The sequence below is a fragment of the Streptococcus oralis genome (genome assembly GCF_026782085.1).
Lineage (GTDB): Bacteria > Bacillota > Bacilli > Lactobacillales > Streptococcaceae > Streptococcus > Streptococcus oralis_DA.
This window is the reverse complement of the sequence record NZ_JAKUVW010000004.1, coordinates 102,569-125,608: the sequence shown is the minus strand read 5'-3', so window position 1 is coordinate 125,608 and position 23,040 is coordinate 102,569. Positions and strand designations below refer to the sequence as shown.

Genomic DNA, 23,040 nt, shown 5'->3' with positions numbered 1-23,040 from the left:
ATTACAATTCTTCCTTGTAGTCATATCCAAGTTCTTCAGCTAGTTTCGCGTATCCTTCACGTTCCAAGCGTGCAGCCAATTCTGGACCACCAGAAAGGACAACACGACCTTCCATCATCACGTGGACCACGTCTGGTGTGATGTAGTTCAAGAGACGTTGGTAGTGAGTGATAATCATAGCACCAAAGCCTTCACCACGCATGGCATTGACACCTTTAGACACAACTTTAAGGGCGTCAATATCAAGACCTGAGTCAATCTCATCCAAAAGGGCAAATGTTGGTTCCAACATCAAGAGTTGAAGAATTTCATTACGTTTTTTCTCACCACCTGAGAAACCTTCGTTGAGGTAACGCTCTGCCATTTCTTCTTTCATGTTGAGCAATTCCATTTTCTCGTCTAGTTTAGTGATGAACTCACGAACTGAAATCTTTTCATCATCTTCTTTACCAGCATTCATGGCTGCACGAAGAAACTCTGCGTTGGTAATTCCAGGGATTTCAGATGGGTATTGCATAGCAAGGAAAAGACCCATACGCGCACGCTCGTCTACTTCCAATTCAAGGATGTTTACACCATCAAACAAGACCTCACCTTTAGTAACTTCATAGTTAGGGTTCCCCATGATAGCGGCAGAAAGAGTCGATTTACCAGTACCATTTGGTCCCATGATAGCTGCGATTTCTCCTGTTTTCAGAGTCAGATTGACCCCTTTCAAAATTTCTTTTCCTTCAATCTCAACGTGAAGATCTTTGATCTCTAATACTGACATGATAGTTCCTTTCTTTTTCTGGCCTACTTCCTTTATTTTTAGCGAAATCACTTACATTTCTCTAAAAAATACAAGAAAAGGTCCATAAATATACTCTACTAGTATAACAAAAAAAAGCCTAAAAGGCTTTGATTTTGTTTAGAAGCTAGTGACTAATCCTTGCGGTTTAGGTGCTGATCAATGGCATCTACTATTTTCCCCATTACATAACTTAACCTAAAATTTCGAAAAAGAAGAATGGCCCAAAAGGCTGCCATGAAATAGCGACCCGTCATCCAAGCTTCATTGAAAAAATAAGTCTCAGCAGCGGTAAATAGTGCTATCACGATAAATTGTTGTCTAGTCATAGGATTATTGTACCATGAAATCCACTTTTAGTCTTCTTCGACCATGACTTTATCAGCCAGAAATTCAAATCCTTCTGGAATTAGGCTTTCTTCTTCCGCCTCTTGATCAGCTTGAGAAGACTTGTTTCTAGCTGAAAATGCTGCACGAACCTCTTTCCATTCCTCTAGGGAAATTGCCAGGATTTCAGGTGAAAATCCAGCCGCCTGGCTGAGAATATTGCCAAACATGGTATTGAGGTTATCCCGTTTCATGGTTTGCCCTGCATTGAAATTAGACTCAAAGGCTAAAATAGCATGGTGTTCGTTTGCCGCAACTGGTTGAGAACCAACAAGCAGAGCCTTATCAGGTCCAGCTAAGCTTTCGATCACTTCCCCCCATGCATTCTGGAGGCGAATCAAGTTTTGCCGTGCCAATTCAGGATTTTCAACAGCTTCTTGTAGGATAGCCTGAACCTTATTACGGTCTACTCGATAGACTGTCTTGGAAGTGGCTGGACGGCTAGGGACTGGCGCCACTTGTTTAGGAGCTGTTTCAACATTGGCAAGTTCTTGTTTAAGACGGGCGACTTCCTGTCTCAGTGCAGAAATTTCACTTTCAACAGTTCCCGAAACCGCAGATTCAGGCTTAATCTCAGCTAAACGAATAGTCATCATCTCAGCATAAATCTTAGGTTGCAGGCTAGCTTTCATATCCGCCAAGCTCACAGTCGCTATTCGAATCATTTCAAAGAGACTTTCCTGAGAAAGAGCTAGATTGTCCATAAAAACTGGACTATGATGAGTATTTTCGCCACCTGTCTGAACAACTAGTAGATCACGCAAATACCGCAAGAGGTCCGTCACAAAACGAGTCATGCTCTTGCCATTTTCAAACAAAAGATTCAAAGAATCAAGAGCTTTTGAAACATCCTGCTGAGACAAGGCGGCTACATAGTCATCAAGCGCTGATAGACTAATGGTGCCTGTAATCTCCTCAGAGATAGCTGTAGTTAAAGCATTCCCTTGAGTCAAACTCAAGGCTTGGTCCAGAATAGACAAGGCATCCCGCATCCCACCTTCAGCTCGTCTAGCAATGATTTCTACAGCATCTGGTTCAGAACTGATATGTTCTTTTTCTAAAATATGATGAATATGTGCTGTGATATCTTGCGTTCTAATCGATTTAAACTCAAAACGTTGGACACGCGATAAAATAGTTGCTGGAATCTTGTGCAATTCGGTGGTCGCCAAGATAAAGACAACATTTTGAGTTGGTTCTTCTAGGGTCTTTAAAAGCGCATTAAAAGCTCCAGTAGACAACATATGAACCTCGTCTATGATATAGACCTTATAACGTGCCAAACTAGGTGCATAGGTGGATTTATCACGAATTTCTCGGATTTCATCAACTCCATTATTTGAAGCAGCATCCATTTCGATAACATCTTCTAAGCTACCTTCTGTCACTGCTTGGCAGATATAGCAGTTATTACATGGTTCTCCGTCCACTTGGTTCGGACAGTTCATAGCCTTGGCAAAAATCTTGGCCACACTGGTCTTCCCAGTCCCACGAGGACCCGAGAAAAGATAGGCATGACTAATCTTTTCCTGCTCGACCGCTTGTTTTAGGGTTTTAGCTACAACCTCTTGACCTACTAGTTGTGAAAAAGTCTGGCTTCTATATTTTCGATAAAGTGCTTGATACATTAGGCTTTCTCCTCAAACATCGTAAAGTCCCATTCTGTCTTCTCAAGCAAAATAGCGACAAATTGTTCCAAGTAATCACGGTCAACGGCATTGTAATCATCAATAAGTGAAGAATCTAGGTCTAAGACACCCAGCAATTGACCATTCTTGAGCATGGGAACCACGATTTCACTCTTGGCCATACTATCACAAGAAATGTAGTTTGGATAGGTGCTCACATCGCCAACTAAAACAGTCTCTTGAAACTCAGCAGCTTCTCCACATACGCCTTTTCCAAGCGGAATGCGAATACAAGAAACACCACCCTGAAAAGGCCCTAAAACCAACTCGCTACCATCAAACAGATAAAACCCTGCAAATACAGTATTGGGAAAGCGAGATTTTAGGAGGGCACTAGCATTCGAAAGATTGGCAAGAACATTGCTCTCACCTTCAAGTAAATAAGAGAGTTCCTCATTTAACAATTGATATTGTGATTGTTTTTCTGAATCTAACATAGAACTATTATATCAAAAATGGGAAAGAGACAAAAGAAAAATCCCTTGTTTTAAACAAAGGATTTTGTGATTATCAATTTGATTAAAGTTCGATATCACCGAACAAGTCAGCCATTGAGAATCCTGTTTGTGTTTCTGGAAGTTCGAAATCACGTTTTTCTTGACGTTTTGGACGACGTGGACGAGCAACACGTTTTTCTTCTTTTTGTCCTTCTTCTTGAGCTGGACGTTCTTCAAGAGCTTTGATAGAAAGTGATACACGTTCTGCATCAGCGTTAACATCAAGGACTTTAACAGTAACTTCTTGACCAACAGTAAGAGCTTCTTTTGGATTTTCGATACGTTTGTGTGAAATTTGTGATACGTGAACAAGTCCATCGATACCTGGCAATACTTCAACAAATGCACCGAAGTCAGTCAAACGTTTAACTGTTCCTTCTACTACATCACCTTTAGCCAATTTTTGCTCAACGCCATCCCATGGTCCAGGTGTTGTTGCTTTAAGTGAAAGTGATACGCGTCCTTCTTCTTCATTAAGATCAAGGATTTTCACTTCGATTTCTTCACCAACAGTTACAACTGATTTAGGTGATACGTTACGTTCGTGTGACAATTCAGTCAAGTGAACCAATCCATCAACACCACCAAGGTCGATGAAAGCACCAAAGCTAGTGATACGAGCAACTTTACCAGTTACAACATCACCAACAGCCAATTTACCGAATACTTCAGCACGAGCTGCTGCAGTAGCTGCTTCAACAACTTCACGACGTGAAAGGATGAAGCGGTTTTCTTTAGGATCAACTTCCTTGATTTTAGCATCAAATTCTTGACCTACGAAACGCTCAGTGTTACGTACGAAACGAGTATCCAACATTGAAGCTGGGATGAATCCACGAACACCTTCAAATTCTACTGAAAGTCCACCTTTAACGGCACGAGTTCCTTTAACAGTAACAACTTCTTCTTCGCGTCCTACAAGTTTGTCCCATGCTTTGCGAGCTTCAAGGCGTTTTTTAGATACAAGGTATGTAACTGTATCAGTATCTTTACCAACTACTTGACGAAGTACAAGAACATCCAATACTTCTCCTACTTTCACAAAGTCATTGATATCTGCATCGCGATCGTTTGTCAATTCGCGAAGAGTCAAGACACCTTCAACACCAGTCCCAGAGATTGCAACGTTAGCTTGAGTCGCATCAACTGTCAATACTTCAGCACTAACAACATCACCAGGCTCAACTTGGCTAACGCTATTTAGCAAATCTTCAAATTCGTTCATCTAAAAAATCCTCCAACAATCAAGTTTTTCAAAAACTTGACATACTTATAATTTTTTTCCTAAGCACCCGCAAAGACATGTTCATATCGTTCACGTCTTTCAATTATAAAAATAAAATACCCTAAGATATTTTTCTTTTTATCTTGAATTTATTACCTAAGAACTGGGGTAGCTGGATTCGAACCAACGCATGAGGGAGTCAAAGTCCCTTGCCTTACCGCTTGGCTATACCCCATTGATGAATGGAGAGAGAGGGATTCGAACCCCCGAACCCGAAGGAGCGGATTTACAGTCCGCCGCGTTTAGCCTCTTCGCTATCTCTCCAATGTTTAACGAGAACTATTATATCATGAAATTTTCAATAAAACAAGTATTATTTTGTCAAATTATAGTTTTCAATCAAAATTTCCACAGCTTTTTCAAGTTTTTTATAAAAACTATCGACATTTCCATTCTTTATGATGGCAAATTGGCTATCTAATTCGGCAATTTCCCCAATAACCTTTTTCCCGATCGTCAAAACGTATCCTTCATAACTGTCTTTTCCAACAGTCACTTTTGCATCAGTTAATTGGATTTCAATTTTCTTATCTTTTTTACTCATACTCTACCTCTTTTCACTTTTTCTATTGTACAAGAAAATGCTCAAACTAGCAAGAAAAAACTCCATTTCAGCCTTACAACTGTATGGAGTTTCTCTTTACTTTATGTCGTTTAGTCCACTTTGACAATCCATCCCTCTGGTGCTTCAACATCACCGAATTGGATACCAGTCAATTCATCATAGAGTTTCCGTGTTACAGGACCTACTTCTGTTTCACTATAGAAAACATGGAAATCATCGCCATGTTGGATGCCTCCAATTGGAGAAATAACTGCTGCTGTTCCACAAGCACCTGCCTCTACAAAACGCTCCAAATTATCGATTGGAACATCGCCTTCAATCGGTGTCAAGCCCAAGCGGTGTTCTGCCAAGTAAAGCAAAGAATACTTGGTAATAGATGGCAAGATAGATGGACTCAATGGTGTTACAAATTCATTGTCAGCTGTAATTCCAAAGAAGTTAGCTGAACCGACTTCTTCAATCTTTGTATGTGTAGATGGGTCTAGGTAGATAACATCTGAAAATTGACGTGACTTGGCCATTTTACCTGGGAGGAGACTAGCAGCATAGTTCCCACCTACCTTAGCTGCTCCAGTACCATTTGGAGCGGCACGGTCGTATTCATCCTGAATCAAGAAGTTGGTTGGGACTAAACCACCTTTAAAATAGTTACCAACTGGCATAGCAAAGATGGTGAAAATATACTCTTCTGCTGGTTTAACCCCAATAATATCCCCAACACCAATCAAAAGTGGACGAAGATAAAGGGTTCCACCTGTTCCATATGGTGGGACGTATTCTTCATTTGCACGCACAACTGCTTTACAAGCTTCTACAAACATTTCTGTCGGAACTTGTGGCATCAAAAGACGGTCACAAGTACGTTGCAAACGCTTGGCATTTTCGTCAGGACGGAACAATTGAACACTGCCGTCCTTGGTACGATAGGCTTTCAATCCCTCAAATGCTTGCTGTCCATAGTGGAGACTTGGAGAAGACTCTGAAATATGCAAGGTTGCATCCTCTGTCAATTCCCCTTGATCCCATTGACCATTTTTGTAGTGAGCGATATAACGGTAAGGTAGTTTCATATAAGCAAAACCAAGATTTTCCCAATCAATTGCAACTGTCATGTGTTTCTCCTTTATACTATTCAAACTATGTGTTCTATTCTACACTTTTCTAGTAAAATTTCAAGTATTATTTGTAATTTTCTGAAAATTTTTTCAACATAAAGAAATCAGCCCTCTGGACTGATTCTTTTTAAGAATTTGCTTTATCTTCTTTAAAGACTTCTTTGAGGTAAGCATCGAAAACTTCTTCATCTGAAATCGTGTCTGAAATAAAGCTTCCATTGCTAGTGCGTTCAGACAAGTTCAAATCTTGCAATCGGCTCTCATAGATTGTTCCCTTGTTAGATTGGACAAGTAACGTTTGGTCGTTTTCTTCTACTTCTGTACTAAAAAGATCACCAACGAATCCTTGCTCTGAAACTGCTCCAGCCAAGAAGACACGATGCGGTTTGTTTTTCAACTCACGCAAGACTTGTAGGCCTCGTTTGGCACGGCTGGTCGCTGGAATTTCCTCACAAGAGACACGTTTCAAGCTACCACGTTGGGTCAAGAGGTAGAAGGATGAAGTGTTACATATAAAGGCGGATTGGAGGACATCATCTGCTTTCAGGTTCATAGCCTTGACACCCGCAGCCTTGGCACCGACAACGGGAACCTCTTCGATATTGAAACGAAGGGCATAACCATTTTGACTAATCAAGAGAACATCATCCAGTTTGATTGGTGCTACTGCTACAATCTGGTCTGTCTCATCTTTGAGCTTAGCATACTTAACAGACTTCGACTTGTAGGTCCGCCATGGAGAGAATTCTTTGCGTTCTACGCGTTTGATTTGACCAAGGCGAGTCGCTGCAAAATAAGTTGTCGCATCATCAAACTGATCCACTACTTCTGCATAGAGAATTTCTTCGTTAGTTTCAAAGTTTGTAATCGTTTGGCTCAAGTGCTCTCCGATGTCCTTCCAGCGAATGTCTGCCAATTCATGGATTGGTCGATAAATGACATTCCCAAGAGTTGTGAACATCAAGAGGTGCTGGGTTGTCTTGGCAGTTTGTACAAAGATCAAACGATCATCATCACGCTTGCCAATTTCTTCCAGAGTGGATGCTGCAAAGGAACGTGGACTGGTACGCTTGATATAACCTGCCTTAGTCACGCTGACATAGGTATCTTCCTCGGCAATCAAACTAGCTGTATCAATCTCGATTTTTTTCGCAGTATCTTCCAAAGTACTCAAACGTGGTGTCGCAAATTTCTTTTTAACCTCACGGAGTTCTTTCTTCATAAGATTGTACATAGTCCGTTCATCACCGATGATAGCCGCAAGCATGGCAATCTTTTCACGCAATTCTGCTTCTTCTTCCTGCAAGACAACCACGTCTGTATTGGTCAAACGGTAAAGTTGTAAGGTCACGATGGCTTCAGCCTGCTCCTCAGTAAACTCATAGCTGACCTTGAGGTTTTCCTTAGCGTCAGCCTTGTTCTCAGAAGCACGGATAAGGGCAATGACTTCGTCCAAAATCGAAATCACGCGAATCAAACCTTCAACGATATGCAGACGTTTCTCAGCCTTTTCCTTGTCAAAGCGGGAACGCGCCAAAATCACTTCACGACGGTGGGCGATATAGCTAGACAAAATTGGGACAATCCCAACCTGACGAGGTGTGAAATTGTCAATCGCCACCATGTTGAAGTTGTAGTTGATTTGAAGGTCAGTGTATTTGAAGAGATAGTTGAGTACGAGCTCGGTATTAGCATCTTTCTTGAGCTCAATAGCGATACGAAGACCGTCACGGTCAGACTCATCACGAACCTCAGCAATACCAGCTACCTTGTTATTGACACGAACATCATCGATTTTCTTGACGAGATTGGCTTTATTGATTTCATAAGGAATCTCAGTGATAACGATTTGCTCCTTACCGCCTTTTAGCTTTTCAATCTCCGTCTTGGAACGAACAACCACGCGCCCTTTCCCAGTTTCATAAGCCTTCTTTATTTCGTCACGCCCTTGGATGATAGCTCCTGTAGGGAAGTCTGGTCCAGGCAAGAATTCCATGAGCTTTTCTACCTTGGCAGTTGGGTGGTCAATCATGTAGACTGTCGCATCAATAACCTCAGCTAAATTATGTGGTGGAATATCTGTGGCATATCCAGCTGAAATCCCAGTCGAACCATTGACCAGAAGGTTTGGAAAGGCTGCTGGCAAAACAGTTGGCTCTTTCTCGGTATCGTCAAAGTTCCAAGCAAAAGGAACTGTCTTTTTCTCGATATCCTGAAGGAGATAACCAGCAATCTCAGACAAACGCGCCTCAGTATAACGCATTGCCGCAGGCGGATCACCGTCCATAGAACCGTTATTACCGTGCATTTCAACTAGAATCTCACGGTTTTTCCAGTCCTGTGACATACGAACCATGGCATCATAGATAGAAGAATCCCCATGTGGGTGGAAATTCCCCATAATGTTACCGACAGATTTGGCAGACTTACGGTAGCTCTTGTCAAAGGTATTGCCATCCTTATTCATCGAATAAAGAATACGACGCTGAACCGGCTTCAATCCATCACGAATATCTGGCAAAGCCCGGTCTTGAATGATGTACTTGGAGTAGCGACCAAAGCGCTCTCCCATGATGTCCTCAAGGGACATATTTTGAATATTAGACATAGGATACTAAGCCCGTAAAATGCAAAGTGAAAATAGGAAATTCTTAAAGTGAGCGATGCTCGCAAGAGAATTTATCTTTTTTACACAGCATTTAGGGCGTGTTCAACTCCTTTCAAAGAATGTAGAGTATATTTTCAGATTAAAATTGATATTGAGAAAAATATTTTTAGATACTATTTAAGTCATTCACAAACGCTTATTTAGATTAAGCAAAAGCAACTATTCCCTAAGGATTGTTCTTTCTTCTTTGAAGTATGTACAAATATAGACAAGGTAAATAAGAAATTATAGCAGTTGATATCAGTAAGATATCAAATACAAACTTTTGCCCTCGAAATAGCTCCTCCCAATGCATTGTATTAAGATAATGAAAAATTAAACCGAATAAATAACAGAAACTTATAGGGAAGACTCTCCATTTGATTGATTTGTATAAATAATATAAGCGTATTGAGTGATAGAGTGTGGAAGAAATAAGCATTGGTAAACAAAAAGAAATTAGAAAGAAAGAAAATCTTAAAGCATCATCAAAAAGTTCTGTGCGATCTATTGAGAAAAGCCAAATATTACACATCGTTATAATGATCGGGAAAAATAATCCATACACCCTTTTATTTAACTTATTTCTATTAATAGCTAGAAATATAGAAGACACCAATACTAAAATTTGGACTCCTGGGAATCCCATGAAAAATAAAGCAAATACATAATCTAGCATACTAGCTCAACCTTTCCTCAGCATACTCAATCATCTTCTCAGCCACTTCCTTATCGTAGGCAAAGCCCATCTTTTGAGCAAGGATTTGAGCTCCCCTGTGAAAAAGTTGCATCGTAGCAAACAATGACTGAGTAAGTTTTTCTACACTTGAAAAATCAAGGAGAGCAGAGAATTCCTTCTCTTTCTCTGTAGGTAAATTATGGAAAAGATACTTGTAGTTCTTGCCGATATCGACCTTTCCCCTATCACTTGCGACCTGCCAAGCCAAGATCTTCAGGAGTTCTTGTTGGCAAATTCCGTAGAGATGATCCGTGGCATAGATGGCTTGCTTGCGACAAATCCCTTTAACCACGTAGGCTGACACCCACCAAAATTCATTACAAGCTTTTTCAAAATCTGTCTGACTAGCTGGACTTGTCCAAAAACGTTGAGGACTTGGAAAGTAGGGTTCAAATAAACCCTTCTTATCTTCTAAAACAGTGAACCCTGCTTCACTATCCACCCACTCTTGGATGTGGTCTTTGGGGCAGAGTGTCAAATCAATCCGTTTGCCATCTTCAAAAAGCATGAGATAGAGGCGACGGTGACCAAGGGTGACTTCTTGCTCTATAATACGTTTGCCAAACTGGTCCAACCAAGAAAGGTCACTCGTCAGATTATCTAAGTCGTCCACGACAAAAACAACATCATAATCTTGAAACTCGTCTTTTGGAGCCTTTGGATTTGTCCGTGAACCAGACATAGCGACAGCGCTAACCTGTAGCACTTTTGCGGTTTGCAAAATTAAATCTAGCATTTGGGGTTCAGTTCTCATGGGAATACCTGCCTTTTTAGTGGAGATTCTTGATTCTGTAGAGGACATGTCTATAAAGGGGACTGGCTGCTGGAACTTTTTCATTATCAAATTCTTTGACAAATTCCATACCTAGCTTTTGCATGATTTTTTGCGAAGGGAGATTGAGTAAGGATGTAAAAGAGTAAACTTCTGATAAGCCAGCTTGCTGGAAAGCGAAGTCTAGACAGGCTTGGGCAGCCTCCGTCGCATAACCTCGATTCCAAAACTCTTTTCGCAGACGCCAGCCGATTTCTACAACTTCTTTTCCAGCAAAAATCCGTAAATCCGAATGGTGCAGACCTACCAAGCCGACAAACTCCTGACTGTTCTTTTCTTCAACAGCCCAAAGACTGTATCCATATACCTTAACTTCATCTTGAATGCCCTGATAAAGCCGCAAGGACTCCGCTTGACTATACGGCTTTGGGAAATACTGCATGACCTCCGGATCCTGATTCATAGCGATCAAAGTCGGCAAATCAGATTCTTGCAAGTCCCGTATAATGAGACGGTCTGTTTCAAGAATAGTCATCTAAACACTCCTCTGCAAACTTTCTTACCTCACAACTCCTCTGCATTTTCGCTTCACTTCTATGTTGACTGCACATATCTTTTATAGAGTCATTTTTCATAGCCGTCTTGCTCCTCTTGTTTTTGGATGCCTCGTATTCTTTTCTTCTCAAGTTCCCCTACAATGAATTGGATAGTTGAACAAATCCCCAAAACAATTAAAATATAACAAATAGATATTATGTTACTTCTTTGGTAATTTTTTATGATTTCCCATACAACAAATATATTTACCAATGAAAGGAGAAAGATAAAGGTGGCATTAATCAGAAGTATTATAGCAAATTTACTCGTAAAATGCCTACAATGGATTACGCTCTTATATAGAGTATAAAATGAATAAACAAACATCAAGGGGGCGAAATAGTCATGATAAAACAAAATAAATTTTAACCCAGAGTACAAGTTACCTTTCACAGGTATATCTGATAGACAGACACCAATAGTGAAAATGGACAGTAAAAACAGGGATATTGAACGAGCATACTCTTTTCTCCCCAAGTTGGATATTAAATCACTTATAATGCCAAATACAACTATGACAACAACGAAAATAGAAATTATAAATTCGCTATTCAATCGTGCACCTCCATTAGTTCTAAATATTATTTACATAACAAATATGATGGCCATTTTTACTTGAACGATGCGACTTTCCTGTATGGTAAAGACAATATCCTTCAAATAGTATAAAGCGTCCCCTAAAGAAACGGGTCTGAGTAAGGTCATCCGTCAGATTATTGAGGAGGAGATACTTGAGTTCTTACCAGCGTCAACTTTTAAAGTTTTAACTGTTCCTAAAATCGGTCCAAGCATTTAGGATTCTGTTCTCATATTTCACTTCTTCATCACTTAGAGCTGTTTGAAATTATTTTTCATTATAAATCGTAAACCATTTGCCATCTCTGACATAATCTAAGCAATTAATCACTATACCCAACCAAAAAGTATTCTGTGTCTTACTGATTTCGTTTGGTGTAATGGAGATAGAGAGGAGGAAGATAGGAAACTAGAATCATCAAAATCATTACCAAGAATGTCAACAGATGGATCTGAACTAAATTTACCACATACCATCCCAGAATACCTACAGATAGGGGGCCTAAAACATAGGATAGGAAAATCAAAAAAGCCTTCCACCGTTTCTCCGGATAGACATAACACAATCGAATAAGTGTGTAGACTAAGGCTCCTGCTATCAAAGGAAAACCAATAAACAGCATAATAGCAGTCGCTACTAAAGCACTGGATTCTGAGGAATCCATATTGAATAAAAGCATCAAGATCATAAATAAAGTAAATACAATAGGTGCATATAAACCTTGGAAACTTTTTTTTCGACTGTTAATGTAGAATGCAAGAATAGCCGAGGGTAAAGAAACTAAGAAAATCAAACCCAAGTAACTACCAAAAATCGAATGTCCTGAATCAACCATTATTCATGCCCCTTAAAACACTGTCGCTTCCTCAAGCGTAAACTTGACATTATCCTCAATCCACTTACGGCGTGGTTCAACCTTATCTCCCATGAGGACGTTTACGCGACGTTCGGCGCGTGCTAGGTCTTCGATGGTGACACGGATGAGGGTACGCGTTTCTGGGTTCATGGTTGTTTCCCAGAGCTGGTCCGCATTCATTTCACCAAGTCCCTTGTAGCGTTGGAGGGTTGCGCCTTTACCGAACTGCTTACGAAGTTCTTCTAGCTCTCCGTCGGTCCAAGCATAAGCCACTTCTTCTTTCTTGCCTTTTCCTTTAGACATCTTGTAAAGAGGTGGAAGAGCGATATAGACATGGCCTGCCTCGACTAGCGGACGCATGTAGCGATAGAAAAAGGTTAAGAGCAAGGTCTGGATATGGGCACCATCGGTATCCGCATCGGTCATGATAATGATCTTGTCATAGTTAGCATCCTCAATAGAGAAGTCTGCTCCCACACCCGCACCGATGGTATAAATCATAGTGTTGATTTCCTCATTTTTGAGGATATCTGCCATCTTAGCCTTGGCTGTATTGATAACTTTACCACGAAGAGGTAGGATAGCCTGGAACTTGCGGTCACGACCTTGCTTGGCAGAGCCACCGGCAGAATCACCCTCGACCAGATAGAGTTCATTCTTGGCAGGGTTTTTGGACTGGGCTGGCGTTAATTTACCCGACAACAAGCCCTTGTCTTTTTTATTTTTCTTACCATTTCGGCTCTCATCACGCGCCTTACGTGCTGCTTCACGGGCATCACGAGCCTTGATAGCCTTGCGTATGAGATTAGAAGCCAGTTCCCCATTTTCCATGAGGAAGAAAGTCAACTTGTCAGACACAATTCCATCCACAATAGGGCGAGCTAGTGGACTTCCAAGTTTATCCTTGGTCTGCCCTTCAAACTGGAGGTGTTCTTCCGGAACTAGGATAGAAAGAACGGCAGCTAGTCCCTCACGATAGTCTGAACCTTCAAGGTTTTTATCTTTTTCCTTTAGAAGACCTGTCTTACGAGCGTAGTCATTCATGACCTTAGTAATGGCTGACTTGAGTCCTGTCTCATGTGTTCCACCATCTTTAGTACGAACGTTATTGACAAAGGATAGAATGTTATCTGAAAATCCATCATTGTACTGGAGGGCTACTTCCACTTGGAAACCATTGTCTTCGCCTTCGAAGTAAAGAACAGGCGTCAAGGTTTCCTTGTCTTCGTTCAGATAAGAAACAAAGTCCTGAACTCCATTTTCATAGTGAAACTCAATCGCTTCATCTGTTCGTTTGTCTGTCAGAGACAAGGTGACATTTTTTAAGAGAAAGGCTGACTCATTGAGTCGTTCTGAAATGGTATTGTACTTGAAGTCAGTCGTAGAAAAAATCGTCGCGTCAGGCATGAAAGTGACCTTGGTACCTGTCTTAGACTTGGGTGCCGTACCAATTTTCTTCAGGGTTGTGACGGGTTTCCCGCCATTTTCAAAACGTTGTTTATAAACCGTTCCATCACGGGTAATTTCCACTTCTAGCCAGCTAGATAAGGCATTGACGACGGAAGATCCAACCCCGTGAAGACCACCAGATGTTTTGTAGCCACCTTGACCGAATTTTCCTCCAGCGTGAAGGATAGTAAAGATAACCTCAACTGTTGGAATCCCCATAGCATGCATCCCAGTTGGCATCCCTCGACCATGGTCTTGAACCGTTAGACTGCCGTCTTTATTGATGGTCACATCAATGCGGTCACCAAATCCAGACAAGGCCTCATCGACTGCATTGTCCACAATTTCCCAAACTAGGTGATGGAGACCAGCACCGTCAGTCGATCCAATATACATCCCCGGACGTTTACGGACCGCATCCAACCCTTCTAGCACCTGAATGGCGTCATCATTGTAGTTATTAATATTGATTTCCTTTTTTGACACAAGGAACCTCCTATTTGTTCATCTTTTCTATTTTACAGGTTTTCTAGCGATTTTGCAAAGCTTTTCCCTTTCAGCTGTCACAATTTCACAGGATATTCTCTGACTTTCGATACCATTTCATGGTATAATAGTTCTATGATGACATTTGTATTATTAATTTTAGCTTATCTGCTAGGTTCGATTCCATCCGGTCTCTGGATTGGACAAATCTTCTTTCAAACAAATCTGCGTGAACATGGTTCTGGAAACACCGGAACAACCAATACTTTCCGAATTTTAGGTAAGAAAGCGGGTATGGCAACCTTTGTGATTGACTTCTTTAAAGGGACCTTAGCCATTCTCCTTCCAATCCTTTTCCACCTTCAAGGTGTGTCACCTCTTGTATTTGGACTTTTGGCTGTGATTGGACATACTTTCCCTATCTTTGCAGGATTTAAGGGGGGTAAGGCTGTCGCAACCAGTGCTGGAGTGATTTTCGGATTTGCGCCTGTTTTCTGTCTCTATCTAGCAATCGTATTCTTTGGAAGCCTCTATCTAGGTAGTATGATTTCACTGTCTAGCGTTTCTGCTTCTATCGCAGCCGTTATCGGAGTTCTCCTATTTCCGCTATTTGGATTTATCCTAAACAGCTATGACCCTCTCTTCATTTTGATTATCCTAGCACTTGCTAGCTTGATTATCATTCGTCACAAGGATAATATCACACGTATCAAAAATAAAACTGAAAATCTTGTCCCTTGGGGATTGAACCTAACCCATCAACATCCTAACAAATAAAACGCCAGTTTTAACTGACGTTTTTTTGTATGCTTATTTTGATTTGATGTAGTTGATACCGTCTGCCTTAGGTGCAACTGCTTTTCCAAAAAAGGCTGCCAAGACAAGAATGGTCAAGACATAAGGGGCGATTTGAAGGTAAACCGCTGGCACTCCTTGTAGGAAAGGTAATTGAGAACCGATAACAGCCAAACTTTGTGAAAGTCCGAAGAAGAGACTAGAAAGCATAGCACCAATTGGGTTCCATTTACCAAAGATCATCGCAGCAAGGGCAATAAATCCAGGACCGACAATAGTCGTTACTGAGAAATTGACAGAGATTGATTGAGCATAAATCGCTCCCCCAATTCCCCCTAGGAAACCTGAAATGATAACCCCAAGATATCGCATCTTGTAGACATTAATTCCCAAGGTATCCGCTGCTTGAGGGTGTTCACCAACAGAGCGAAGGCGAAGACCAAAGCGGGTCTTGAAGAGGATAAACCAAGCAAGGAAAGAGAAGGCAATAGCGATATAACCTAGTAGACTGGTTGACTTGAAGAAGATATCTCCAATCACAGGGATGTCAGCCAAAACTGGGAAATCAAAACGTCCAAAAGTCTGGCTTAAGTTATCCGTTTGCCCTTTGTTATAAAGAACTTTAACCAAGAAAACTGCTAAGGCAGGAGCCATCAAGTTCAATACTGTACCACTGACAACATGGTCCGCACGGAAATGAACTGTAGCGACTGCATGGATGAGGGAGAAAATAGCTCCCACGATACCAGCAACTAACAAGGAAATCCAAGGAGTAGCTGCTCCAAGTTGTTCTGCAAACTCAAGGTTAAAGACAACCCCAGAAAAGGCTCCCATAACCATAATTCCTTCAAGACCGACGTTAACGACACCACCACGTTCAGAGAAAACTCCTCCGATACTCGTAAAAATAAGTGGTGCTGAGTAAATCAGCATAGAAGAGACCAAGAGGGTGAGTAATGTTGTAATAGACATCCTTACTTACCTCCTTTAACTTGTTTTTTAGGTTTGACAAAGCGTTCGATAATGTAGTGAACACTGACAAAGAAGATAATAGACGCTGTTACAATGCTGACAAGCTCAGACGGAACTTGTGCTGCATTCATACCCGGTGCTCCTACTTGCAAAACTCCAAATAAGAAGGCTGCAAAGAGAATTCCAATTGGTGAATTTCCAGCAAGCAAACTAACTGCCATCCCGTTAAATCCGATAGCTAATGATGATCCCTGAACGTAAACGTTTTGGAAAGTTCCAAGACCTTCGACCGCTCCACCAAGACCAGCCAAGGCACCAGAGATAATCATTGATAGAATGATTGTACGTTTTGCTGAAATACCAGCGTACTCTGAAGCATGGGGATTAAGACCAACTGCACGAATTTCAAAACCGAGAGTCGTTTTCTTGAGCAAGAACCAAATCACGCCAACAGCAATGATTGCAAAGAAGATTCCGATATTCATACGGGAATTTCCAGTCAACTCTGATAACCATGGTGTCTGGTATGTAGCATTGGCACTCACACGAATCGTTGAGTCTGTACTTTGCATAATATCTTTAGGAAAGGCATGAATAAAGGCATTTCCCACATACAATACAATGTAGTTCATCATGATGGTCACGATAACCTCTGACGTACCGAGATAGGCTCTGAGGATACCTGGAATCGCTCCAACAATTCCACCTGCAATCAAAGCAATGATCACTGTCAATGGAATCAAAACGAGACGAGGCATATCTGGATTTGACAAGGCAAACCAACCACTGAGAATCCAGCCTGCAAGTGCTTGACCAGGAAGTCCAACGTTAAAGAAACCTGCTCGACTGGCAACTGCGAAACCAAGACCTATCAAGACAAGAGGACCCATGGCACGGAAAATTTCTCCAATTCCACGGAGGCTACCAAAAGCTGTATAGAACAACTCCTCATAACCCCAGATAGCATCATATCCGAAGATCCACATGACAATGGCTCCGAGCAAGATTCCTAAGAATACGGAAATCAAGGGAACCGAAATTTGTTGTAATTTTTTAGACATCACTCTTCTCCTTTCCCAAGTTTCCACCTGCCATCAAGACACCAAGTTCTTGTTTGTTAGTTGTTTCTGGCGATACAATACCTTGAATCTTACCATCGTGAATAACAGCAATTCGGTCTGAGACATTTAAAATCTCATCCAATTCAAAGCTGACAACAAGGACAGCCTTACCGTTATCACGCTCTTCAATCAAACGTTTGTGGATATATTCAATGGCACCGACATCCAAACCACGAGTTGGCTGGCTGACGATAAGGAGATCAGGATCACGATCAATCTCACGAGCGATAATCGCTTTTTGTTGATTTCCTCCTGAAAGAGCAGCTGCTGGAACAAATTCGCTTGCCGCACGAACATCAAATTCTTCCATTAATTTCTTAGCATGTGAAGTGATATTGGCATAGTTCAAGATGCCATTTTTGCTGAGTGGTTCTTTGTAGTAGGTTTGAAGAGCGATATTTTCTGAAATCATCATCTCCAAAATCAAGCCATCCCGGTGACGATCCTCAGGAACGTGCCCCACGCTTAGTTCTGTAATTTGTCGAGGATGCATTCCCACAATTGATTCGCCTTTTAATTCAACGCTACCTGACTCAACCTTACGAAGACCAGTAATGGCTTGAATGAGTTCAGACTGACCATTGCCATCAATACCTGCAATACCAACAATTTCACCAGCACGAACATCCAAAGAAAGATTCTTCACAGCTGGTACACCGCGGTTTTCATTGACAACCAAGTCTTTGATAGACAAGACCACTTCTTTGGGTTGTGGTGCTTGTTTTTCCGTTTTAAAGGAGACTGAGCGTCCAACCATCATTTCTGCCAAGTCCGCATTTGTTGCTCCTGCGATTTCAACCGTCTGGATTGATTTCCCACGACGGATAACCGTCACTCGATTCGATACCGCACGAATCTCATCCAGTTTATGGGTAATCAAAATGATGGACTTCCCTTCTTTGACAAGGTTTTTCATGATTGCCATCAACTCATCAATCTCTGAAGGAGTCAATACGGCTGTAGGTTCGTCAAAGATAAGGATATCAGCACCACGATAGAGTGTTTTCAAGATTTCTACACGTTGTTGGGCACCAACGGAAATATCCGCCACCTTAGCAGCAGGATCTACTGCCAAACCATAACGTTCAGAAAGAGCCTTGATTTCTTTAGTAGCACCAGCTATATCTAGAACACCATTTTTAGTGATTTCACTCCCTAAAATGATATTTTCAGCTACTGTAAAAGCCTCAACCAACATAAAATGTTGGTGAACCATCCCAATTCCAAGACCAGCGGCTTTAGATGGTGAGTCTAGTTTTACAATCTGACCATTCACCACAATTTCACCACTCGTTGGTTCAAGAAGTCCTGCCAGCATATTCATCAAAGTGGATTTACCCGCTCCATTTTCTCCTAAAAGTGCATGGATTTCACCTTTTCGCAGTTGCAAGTTGATTTTGTCGTTTGCTACAAATTCACCAAACACCTTGGTAATATCCCGCATCTCAATGACATTTTCGTGTGCCATATGCTCTTCCTTTCAGAGGTTTATTTTATTTCAATAAAACCTGCTAATCACATTAACAAGCTCTATTGAGACAAAAATTGCCTCAATTCTTAAAGAAGCGACCAATGGCCGCTTCCTAAGAAATGACTTTTATCCATTATTTTTCAGGAACTTTTACGCTTCCGTCAAGGATCTTAGCTTTTGCATCTTCAACAGCTTTTTTACCTTCTTCTGAAAGGTTTGTTACTGCTAGCTCAACCCCTTTATCTTTCAATGAGTAAACAATCACTTGTCCACCAGGGAATTCACCTTTTTCTGTTTTGTTGGCAATATCTTTTACAGTTGTACCAACTTGTTTCAATGTAGATACAAGAACGAAGTTAGATTCTTTACCATCTTTAGAAGTGTATTTACCTTCTGCTGCTTGGTCACGGTCTACACCGATAACCCAAACTTTTTCGTCTTCATTTTTGTTTTCATTTAATGATTTTGCTTCAGCAAAGACACCAGCACCTGTACCACCAGCTGCTTGGTAGACAACGTCTGCACCGGCAGCGTATTGAGCTGCTGCGATTGTTTTACCTTTGGCAGCATCACCAAATGAACCAGCGTAGTCAACTTGGACTTTGATAGATGGGTCTACTGACTCAACACCAGCTTTGAATCCAGCTGCAAAACGTGAAATAACTTCAGATTCGATACCACCTACAAAACCAACTTGTTTTGTTTTCGTAGTTTTCGCTGCTGCAACACCAGCAAGGTAAGCTGCTTCGTTATCCGCAAATCTTACGCTCGCAACATTCTTTTGACCTTCAATCACATCATCAATCAAGACATAGTTTAGGTCAGAGTGGTCTTTTGCTGCTTCCTCAACTGCATTGTGAAGGGCAAAACCAACACCGAAGATCAGGTTGTAACTTCCAGCCGCTTGTTGCAAGTTGTTAGCATAGTCTGCTTCGCTTGTTGATTGGAAGTAAGTGTAACCTTTATCTTTAGAAAGATTGTGTTCTTTACCCCAGTCTTGCAAACCTTCCCAAGCTGATTGGTTAAATGATTTATCATCAACACCACCAGTATCTGTTACGATTGCTGCTTTGGTCTTCATTTCTGATGAAGATGAAGCTGCGTTACGAGAAGAGCGGTTACCACATGCAGCAAGTCCAACTGCTGCTACTGCAACTAGACCAAGGCCTAGCCATTGTTTCTTGTTCATTACTGAACCTCCTAAATAAGATGTGCAACGATGTTGCAAGTATGGATTGTTTGGTCACACAGACCACAGCCACTACAAGAGTGACCCAGACTAATTTAAGTCTGTAAATGAGTATGGAAGTAACTCCCCGACCGTCATCTCGACCGTCGATTTATCTTTAGCGACTAAGGTCACTTTTAGATCTTGTTCAAAAAATTCAACCATGACCTGGCGGCAAGCACCACATGGCGAGATGGGTTTTTCAGTTTGTCCGTAGACAATTAACTCAGAAAACTCCCGTTGCCCCTCCGAAACTGCTTTGAAAATAGCAGTACGTTCTCCACAATTAGTCAAGGGATAGCTAGCATTCTCGATGTTCACACCCGTATAAATACTACCATCCTTGGCTACTAAAACAGCTCCGATAGGAAAGTGAGAATAGGGGACATAGGCTTGTTTGCTGGTTTCAATTGCTAGTTCAATCAACTCAGTAGTCGCCATCTGCCAATTCTCCTTTTAAAATCGCAACTCCAGCAGATGTTCCGATACGGGTAGCGCCTGCTTCCACAAAAGCGACAGCATCCGCATATGAACGAGCTCCACCAGCTGCCTTAACTCCCATATCTGGCCCGACTGTTTTACGCATCAACTGAACATCCTCTATAGTAGCACCACCAGTTGAAAATCCAGTTGATGTTTTGACAAAGTTAGCTCCTGCTTTCTGGGATAATTGGCAGGCCACAACCTTTTCATCGTCTGTCAACAAGCAAGCTTCGATAATGACTTTCACCAGCTTGTCACCACTTGCTTCTACGACAGCACGAATGTCCGATTCAACCAAATCCAGATTGCCTGATTTGAGGGCACCGACATTGATAACCATATCAATCTCATCTGCACCATTTTGGACAGCTTCCTTTGTTTCAAAAGCTTTCACAGCTGAAGTTGTTGCTCCCAAAGGAAAACCTACTACTGTACAAACCTTTACATCTGAGCCTTCAAGCCCTGTTTTCGCATGTTTAACCCATGTGGGATTAACACAAACGCTGGCAAAGTCATACTCACGCGCTTCAGATAGCAAACGATCAATTTGTTCTTGGCTTGCATCTTGCTTTAAAAGCGTATGATCAATATATTTATTTAACTTCATATTCGGATTCTCCCTGGTTTTATGAGATAATTTCTATAATTTCTCGTAAACTTTGCACTCCATCATTTATTTTAACATATTTTTGAAATTCTGTAACTAGTTCAGAAGAAATTTTTCCATTTGTATAAACTTTTGCAACAATTTCACCCTTTTGAACGGAATCTCCAACTTTCTTTTCAAAAACAATCCCTGTTTCATAGTCCAAGTCATCAGACTTGACTGCACGACCAGCTCCTAGTCTCATGGCATAGAGCCCAAATTCCATAGCTGGAAGGGCTGAAATAACACCCGTTTCTTGAGCATGGATTTCCACCACATGGGCAACCTTGACGGGGCGATAGAGATCTTCTAAATCGCCGCCTTGTGCTGCTACCATTTCTTCAAACTTAGCCAGTGCTTGGCCATTTTCCAGGTGTTGACGGATTTCCTCGATCGTTTTCTCAACATCAGCCAAGCCAAGCATAATCTGAGCCAATTCACAGATAAAGTGGGTAATATCCTGACGGCCTTTCCCTTGGAGAATCTCGATTGCCTCAAGGATTTCGAGACGATTCCCAATGGCTCTTCCCAAGGGCTGGCTCATATCGGTAATGACTGCTACTGTCTTTCGACCAACAGCCTTACCAAGTTCCACCATTGTTTGAGCCAATTCGCGCGCCTCATCAACCGTCTTCATGAAGGCACCCTCACCGACCGTTACGTCTAGCAAAATGGCATCCGCTCCTGCAGCAATTTTCTTGCTCATCACCGAACTAGCAATCAAAGGAATCGTGTCGACAGTTGCTGTCACATCACGGAGGGCATAGAGAAGTTTGTCTGCTTTAACCAGCTGATCGGACTGCCCAATAACAGATACACCAATGTCCTGTACCTGACGAATGAAATCTTCTTGACTTCGCTCAACTTGATATCCCTTAATAGACTCCAATTTATCAATTGTTCCACCAGTATGGCCAAGACCTCGACCACTCATCTTAGCAACAGGAACGCCGAAACTCGCAACAAGGGGAGCCAAAATCAAGGTCACCTTATCACCTACACCACCAGTCGAATGCTTATCAACTTTAACCCCCTCAATAGCTGACAAATCAAACTCCTGACCTGTCTTGACCATATTCATCGTCAGGTCAGAAATCTCACGTGTGGTCATTCCTTTAAAATAAACAGCCATAGCAAAAGCAGACATTTGATAGTCTGGAACAGTTCCTGCCACATAGCCTTCTACTAGCCACTTGATTTCAGCTGCAGTCAGTTCTTGACCATCTCGTTTCTTTTGAATTAAATCAACTGCTCTCATTCTTTCACACTTCTAAGGATATAATATCCCTTATCTTTCTTTACGATTTCACAATTTCCAAAAACATCTTCCATCTTGCTTTTGGCACTTGGAGCCCCTTGTTTTTTCTGAATGACGATGGTTAAATCTCCTCTGTCTTTCAAGAAATCTCTGCTCTTTTCGATAATCTCATGAACAACCTGTTTGCCCGCTCGAATCGGCGGATTGGAAATGACATGGTCAAACTTCCCCTCAACTTGTTCATAGATATTGGATTGGAAAATCGTCGCTTCTACTTTATTACGTTCAGCATTTTGTCGCGCTAGGTCCAAGGCACGATTATTGATATCAACCATGGTTGCCTGAGCTCCATAAGCCTTGGCCAATGACAAACCCAATGGCCCATAACCACAACCCACATCAAGGACTGTTTCTCCTTTGTTGACCTCTAGGCACTTGAGCAAGAGCTGACTCCCAAAGTCAACCATTTTCTTGCTAAAAACACCCGCATCCGTCAAAAAGGTCATGTTTTCTCCCAACAACTCCACTCTCAACTCATGAATGTCGTGAGCAGCATCAGGATTTTCTGCATAATACATTTTACTCATAAAACTATTTTACCATAATTTGGCTTGAA

The 23,040-nt window shown here is 41.5% G+C and carries 22 protein-coding genes and 2 tRNA genes; 2 read left to right on the top strand and 22 right to left on the bottom strand.

Annotation, left to right across the window (positions count from 1 at the left end):
• Position 1: 1 nt before the first annotated feature.
• The 10 genes from sufC to parC form a co-directional block, all read right to left on the bottom strand.
• Positions 2-772 carry a Fe-S cluster assembly ATPase SufC gene (sufC, locus tag MK395_RS02745; RefSeq protein ID WP_000114489.1) on the bottom strand — a complete coding sequence of 257 codons (771 nt, stop codon included), beginning with the start codon at positions 770-772 and terminating at the stop codon, positions 2-4.
• Positions 773-924: 152 nt separating this feature from the next.
• Positions 925-1,119: a DUF3272 family protein gene (locus MK395_RS02740; RefSeq protein WP_000198269.1), complete on the bottom strand. Its 195-nt coding sequence runs from the start codon at positions 1,117-1,119 to the stop codon at positions 925-927.
• Positions 1,120-1,146: 27 nt separating this feature from the next.
• A complete protein-coding gene (dnaX, locus tag MK395_RS02735; protein WP_268711227.1) occupies positions 1,147-2,805 on the bottom strand; it encodes a DNA polymerase III subunit gamma/tau in 1,659 nt (552 codons plus the stop codon).
• Positions 2,805-3,302, bottom strand: coding sequence for a GAF domain-containing protein (locus tag MK395_RS02730; protein ID WP_084878429.1), 498 nt, complete (start codon positions 3,300-3,302; stop codon positions 2,805-2,807). Before MK395_RS02730 ends, dnaX begins: the two co-directional genes overlap by 1 nt.
• A gap of 82 nt (positions 3,303-3,384) precedes the next feature.
• The gene (gene rpsA, locus MK395_RS02725) at positions 3,385-4,587 is read right to left on the bottom strand and encodes a 30S ribosomal protein S1 (RefSeq protein ID WP_084972474.1); all 1,203 of its coding nucleotides are present in this window, start codon (positions 4,585-4,587) and stop codon (positions 3,385-3,387) included.
• Between the two features lie 163 nt (positions 4,588-4,750).
• Positions 4,751-4,822: transfer RNA gene (locus MK395_RS02720), tRNA-Gln, on the bottom strand.
• 8 nt (positions 4,823-4,830) lie between these two features.
• A tRNA-Tyr gene (locus MK395_RS02715) sits at positions 4,831-4,911 on the bottom strand.
• Between the two features lie 49 nt (positions 4,912-4,960).
• A complete protein-coding gene (locus tag MK395_RS02710) occupies positions 4,961-5,191 on the bottom strand; it encodes a DUF2969 domain-containing protein (protein WP_000037107.1) in 231 nt (76 codons plus the stop codon).
• 110 nt (positions 5,192-5,301) lie between these two features.
• Positions 5,302-6,339 carry a branched-chain amino acid aminotransferase gene (locus tag MK395_RS02705; protein ID WP_326845695.1) on the bottom strand — a complete coding sequence of 346 codons (1,038 nt, stop codon included), beginning with the start codon at positions 6,337-6,339 and terminating at the stop codon, positions 5,302-5,304.
• Between the two features lie 115 nt (positions 6,340-6,454).
• Positions 6,455-8,935, bottom strand: a complete 2,481-nt coding sequence (gene parC / locus MK395_RS02700) for a DNA topoisomerase IV subunit A (protein ID WP_268711226.1) — start codon at positions 8,933-8,935, stop codon at positions 6,455-6,457.
• A gap of 464 nt (positions 8,936-9,399) precedes the next feature.
• Between parC and MK395_RS02695 the strand changes: the two genes are divergently transcribed.
• Entirely contained in the window at positions 9,400-9,645 is a 246-nt protein-coding gene (locus tag MK395_RS02695) for a hypothetical protein (RefSeq protein WP_049490139.1), read from the top strand.
• Between the two features lie 9 nt (positions 9,646-9,654).
• Here MK395_RS02695 and MK395_RS02690 read toward each other — a convergent pair whose 3' ends face one another.
• From MK395_RS02690 to parE, 4 genes are all read right to left on the bottom strand, one after another.
• Positions 9,655-10,467: an aminoglycoside 6-adenylyltransferase gene (locus MK395_RS02690; RefSeq protein WP_049490140.1), complete on the bottom strand. Its 813-nt coding sequence runs from the start codon at positions 10,465-10,467 to the stop codon at positions 9,655-9,657.
• Between the two features lie 16 nt (positions 10,468-10,483).
• Positions 10,484-11,020: a GNAT family N-acetyltransferase gene (locus MK395_RS02685; RefSeq protein ID WP_049490141.1), complete on the bottom strand. Its 537-nt coding sequence runs from the start codon at positions 11,018-11,020 to the stop codon at positions 10,484-10,486.
• 997 nt (positions 11,021-12,017) lie between these two features.
• Entirely contained in the window at positions 12,018-12,494 is a 477-nt protein-coding gene (locus tag MK395_RS02675; RefSeq protein ID WP_080976179.1) for a hypothetical protein, read from the bottom strand.
• 12 nt (positions 12,495-12,506) lie between these two features.
• Positions 12,507-14,450 carry a DNA topoisomerase IV subunit B gene (gene parE / locus MK395_RS02670; protein ID WP_049490142.1) on the bottom strand — a complete coding sequence of 648 codons (1,944 nt, stop codon included), beginning with the start codon at positions 14,448-14,450 and terminating at the stop codon, positions 12,507-12,509.
• Positions 14,451-14,585: 135 nt separating this feature from the next.
• On the opposite strand from parE, the gene plsY reads away from it, so the two are divergent.
• Positions 14,586-15,227, top strand: a complete 642-nt coding sequence (gene plsY, locus MK395_RS02665) for a glycerol-3-phosphate 1-O-acyltransferase PlsY (protein WP_049490143.1) — start codon at positions 14,586-14,588, stop codon at positions 15,225-15,227.
• A gap of 33 nt (positions 15,228-15,260) precedes the next feature.
• Here the strand turns inward: plsY and MK395_RS02660 are convergent, their stop codons facing one another.
• From MK395_RS02660 to MK395_RS02625, 8 genes are all read right to left on the bottom strand, one after another.
• Positions 15,261-16,217, bottom strand: a complete 957-nt coding sequence (locus MK395_RS02660; RefSeq protein WP_000029131.1) for an ABC transporter permease — start codon at positions 16,215-16,217, stop codon at positions 15,261-15,263.
• Positions 16,218-16,219: 2 nt separating this feature from the next.
• Positions 16,220-17,278, bottom strand: a complete 1,059-nt coding sequence (locus MK395_RS02655) for an ABC transporter permease (RefSeq protein ID WP_000038684.1) — start codon at positions 17,276-17,278, stop codon at positions 16,220-16,222.
• A complete protein-coding gene (locus MK395_RS02650; protein WP_268711225.1) occupies positions 17,271-18,806 on the bottom strand; it encodes an ABC transporter ATP-binding protein in 1,536 nt (511 codons plus the stop codon). The genes MK395_RS02655 and MK395_RS02650 overlap by 8 nt, the downstream gene beginning before the upstream one ends.
• 136 nt (positions 18,807-18,942) lie before the next feature.
• Positions 18,943-19,998, bottom strand: a complete 1,056-nt coding sequence (locus MK395_RS02645; RefSeq protein ID WP_049477645.1) for a BMP family lipoprotein — start codon at positions 19,996-19,998, stop codon at positions 18,943-18,945.
• Between the two features lie 90 nt (positions 19,999-20,088).
• A complete protein-coding gene (locus MK395_RS02640; RefSeq protein WP_000246111.1) occupies positions 20,089-20,478 on the bottom strand; it encodes a cytidine deaminase in 390 nt (129 codons plus the stop codon).
• A complete protein-coding gene (gene deoC / locus MK395_RS02635; protein ID WP_268711224.1) occupies positions 20,465-21,127 on the bottom strand; it encodes a deoxyribose-phosphate aldolase in 663 nt (220 codons plus the stop codon). Before deoC ends, MK395_RS02640 begins: the two co-directional genes overlap by 14 nt.
• 19 nt (positions 21,128-21,146) lie before the next feature.
• Complete coding sequence (locus MK395_RS02630; protein ID WP_268711223.1) at positions 21,147-22,424, bottom strand: pyrimidine-nucleoside phosphorylase; 1,278 nt, start codon at positions 22,422-22,424, stop codon at positions 21,147-21,149.
• On the bottom strand, positions 22,421-23,011 hold the full coding sequence (locus MK395_RS02625) for a class I SAM-dependent methyltransferase (RefSeq protein WP_268699633.1): 591 nt from the start codon (positions 23,009-23,011) through the stop codon (positions 22,421-22,423). The genes MK395_RS02630 and MK395_RS02625 overlap by 4 nt, the downstream gene beginning before the upstream one ends.
• Between the last annotated feature and the right edge of the window lie 29 nt (positions 23,012-23,040).

Excerpts from the sequence above, each read along its gene's own strand:
- MK395_RS02730 (WP_084878429.1), bottom strand. The coding sequence starts at position 3,302 with ATGTTAGATTCAGAAAAACAATCACAATATCAATTGTTAAATGAGGAA.
- MK395_RS02625 (WP_268699633.1), bottom strand. The coding sequence starts at position 23,011 with ATGAGTAAAATGTATTATGCAGAAAATCCTGATGCTGCTCACGACATT.
- MK395_RS02740 (WP_000198269.1), bottom strand. The coding sequence starts at position 1,119 with ATGACTAGACAACAATTTATCGTGATAGCACTATTTACCGCTGCTGAG.
- MK395_RS02640 (WP_000246111.1), bottom strand. The coding sequence starts at position 20,478 with ATGGCGACTACTGAGTTGATTGAACTAGCAATTGAAACCAGCAAACAA.
- MK395_RS02630 (WP_268711223.1), bottom strand. The coding sequence starts at position 22,424 with ATGAGAGCAGTTGATTTAATTCAAAAGAAACGAGATGGTCAAGAACTG.
- plsY (WP_049490143.1), top strand. The coding sequence starts at position 14,586 with ATGATGACATTTGTATTATTAATTTTAGCTTATCTGCTAGGTTCGATT.
- sufC (WP_000114489.1), bottom strand. The coding sequence starts at position 772 with ATGTCAGTATTAGAGATCAAAGATCTTCACGTTGAGATTGAAGGAAAA.
- MK395_RS02650 (WP_268711225.1), bottom strand. The coding sequence starts at position 18,806 with ATGGCACACGAAAATGTCATTGAGATGCGGGATATTACCAAGGTGTTT.
- MK395_RS02660 (WP_000029131.1), bottom strand. The coding sequence starts at position 16,217 with ATGTCTATTACAACATTACTCACCCTCTTGGTCTCTTCTATGCTGATT.
- MK395_RS02685 (WP_049490141.1), bottom strand. The coding sequence starts at position 11,020 with ATGACTATTCTTGAAACAGACCGTCTCATTATACGGGACTTGCAAGAA.
- MK395_RS02645 (WP_049477645.1), bottom strand. The coding sequence starts at position 19,998 with ATGAACAAGAAACAATGGCTAGGCCTTGGTCTAGTTGCAGTAGCAGCA.
- rpsA (WP_084972474.1), bottom strand. The coding sequence starts at position 4,587 with ATGAACGAATTTGAAGATTTGCTAAATAGCGTTAGCCAAGTTGAGCCT.
- MK395_RS02690 (WP_049490140.1), bottom strand. The coding sequence starts at position 10,467 with ATGAGAACTGAACCCCAAATGCTAGATTTAATTTTGCAAACCGCAAAA.
- parC (WP_268711226.1), bottom strand. The coding sequence starts at position 8,935 with ATGTCTAATATTCAAAATATGTCCCTTGAGGACATCATGGGAGAGCGC.
- deoC (WP_268711224.1), bottom strand. The coding sequence starts at position 21,127 with ATGAAGTTAAATAAATATATTGATCATACGCTTTTAAAGCAAGATGCA.
- MK395_RS02675 (WP_080976179.1), bottom strand. The coding sequence starts at position 12,494 with ATGGTTGATTCAGGACATTCGATTTTTGGTAGTTACTTGGGTTTGATT.
- MK395_RS02710 (WP_000037107.1), bottom strand. The coding sequence starts at position 5,191 with ATGAGTAAAAAAGATAAGAAAATTGAAATCCAATTAACTGATGCAAAA.
- MK395_RS02655 (WP_000038684.1), bottom strand. The coding sequence starts at position 17,278 with ATGTCTAAAAAATTACAACAAATTTCGGTTCCCTTGATTTCCGTATTC.
- dnaX (WP_268711227.1), bottom strand. The coding sequence starts at position 2,805 with ATGTATCAAGCACTTTATCGAAAATATAGAAGCCAGACTTTTTCACAA.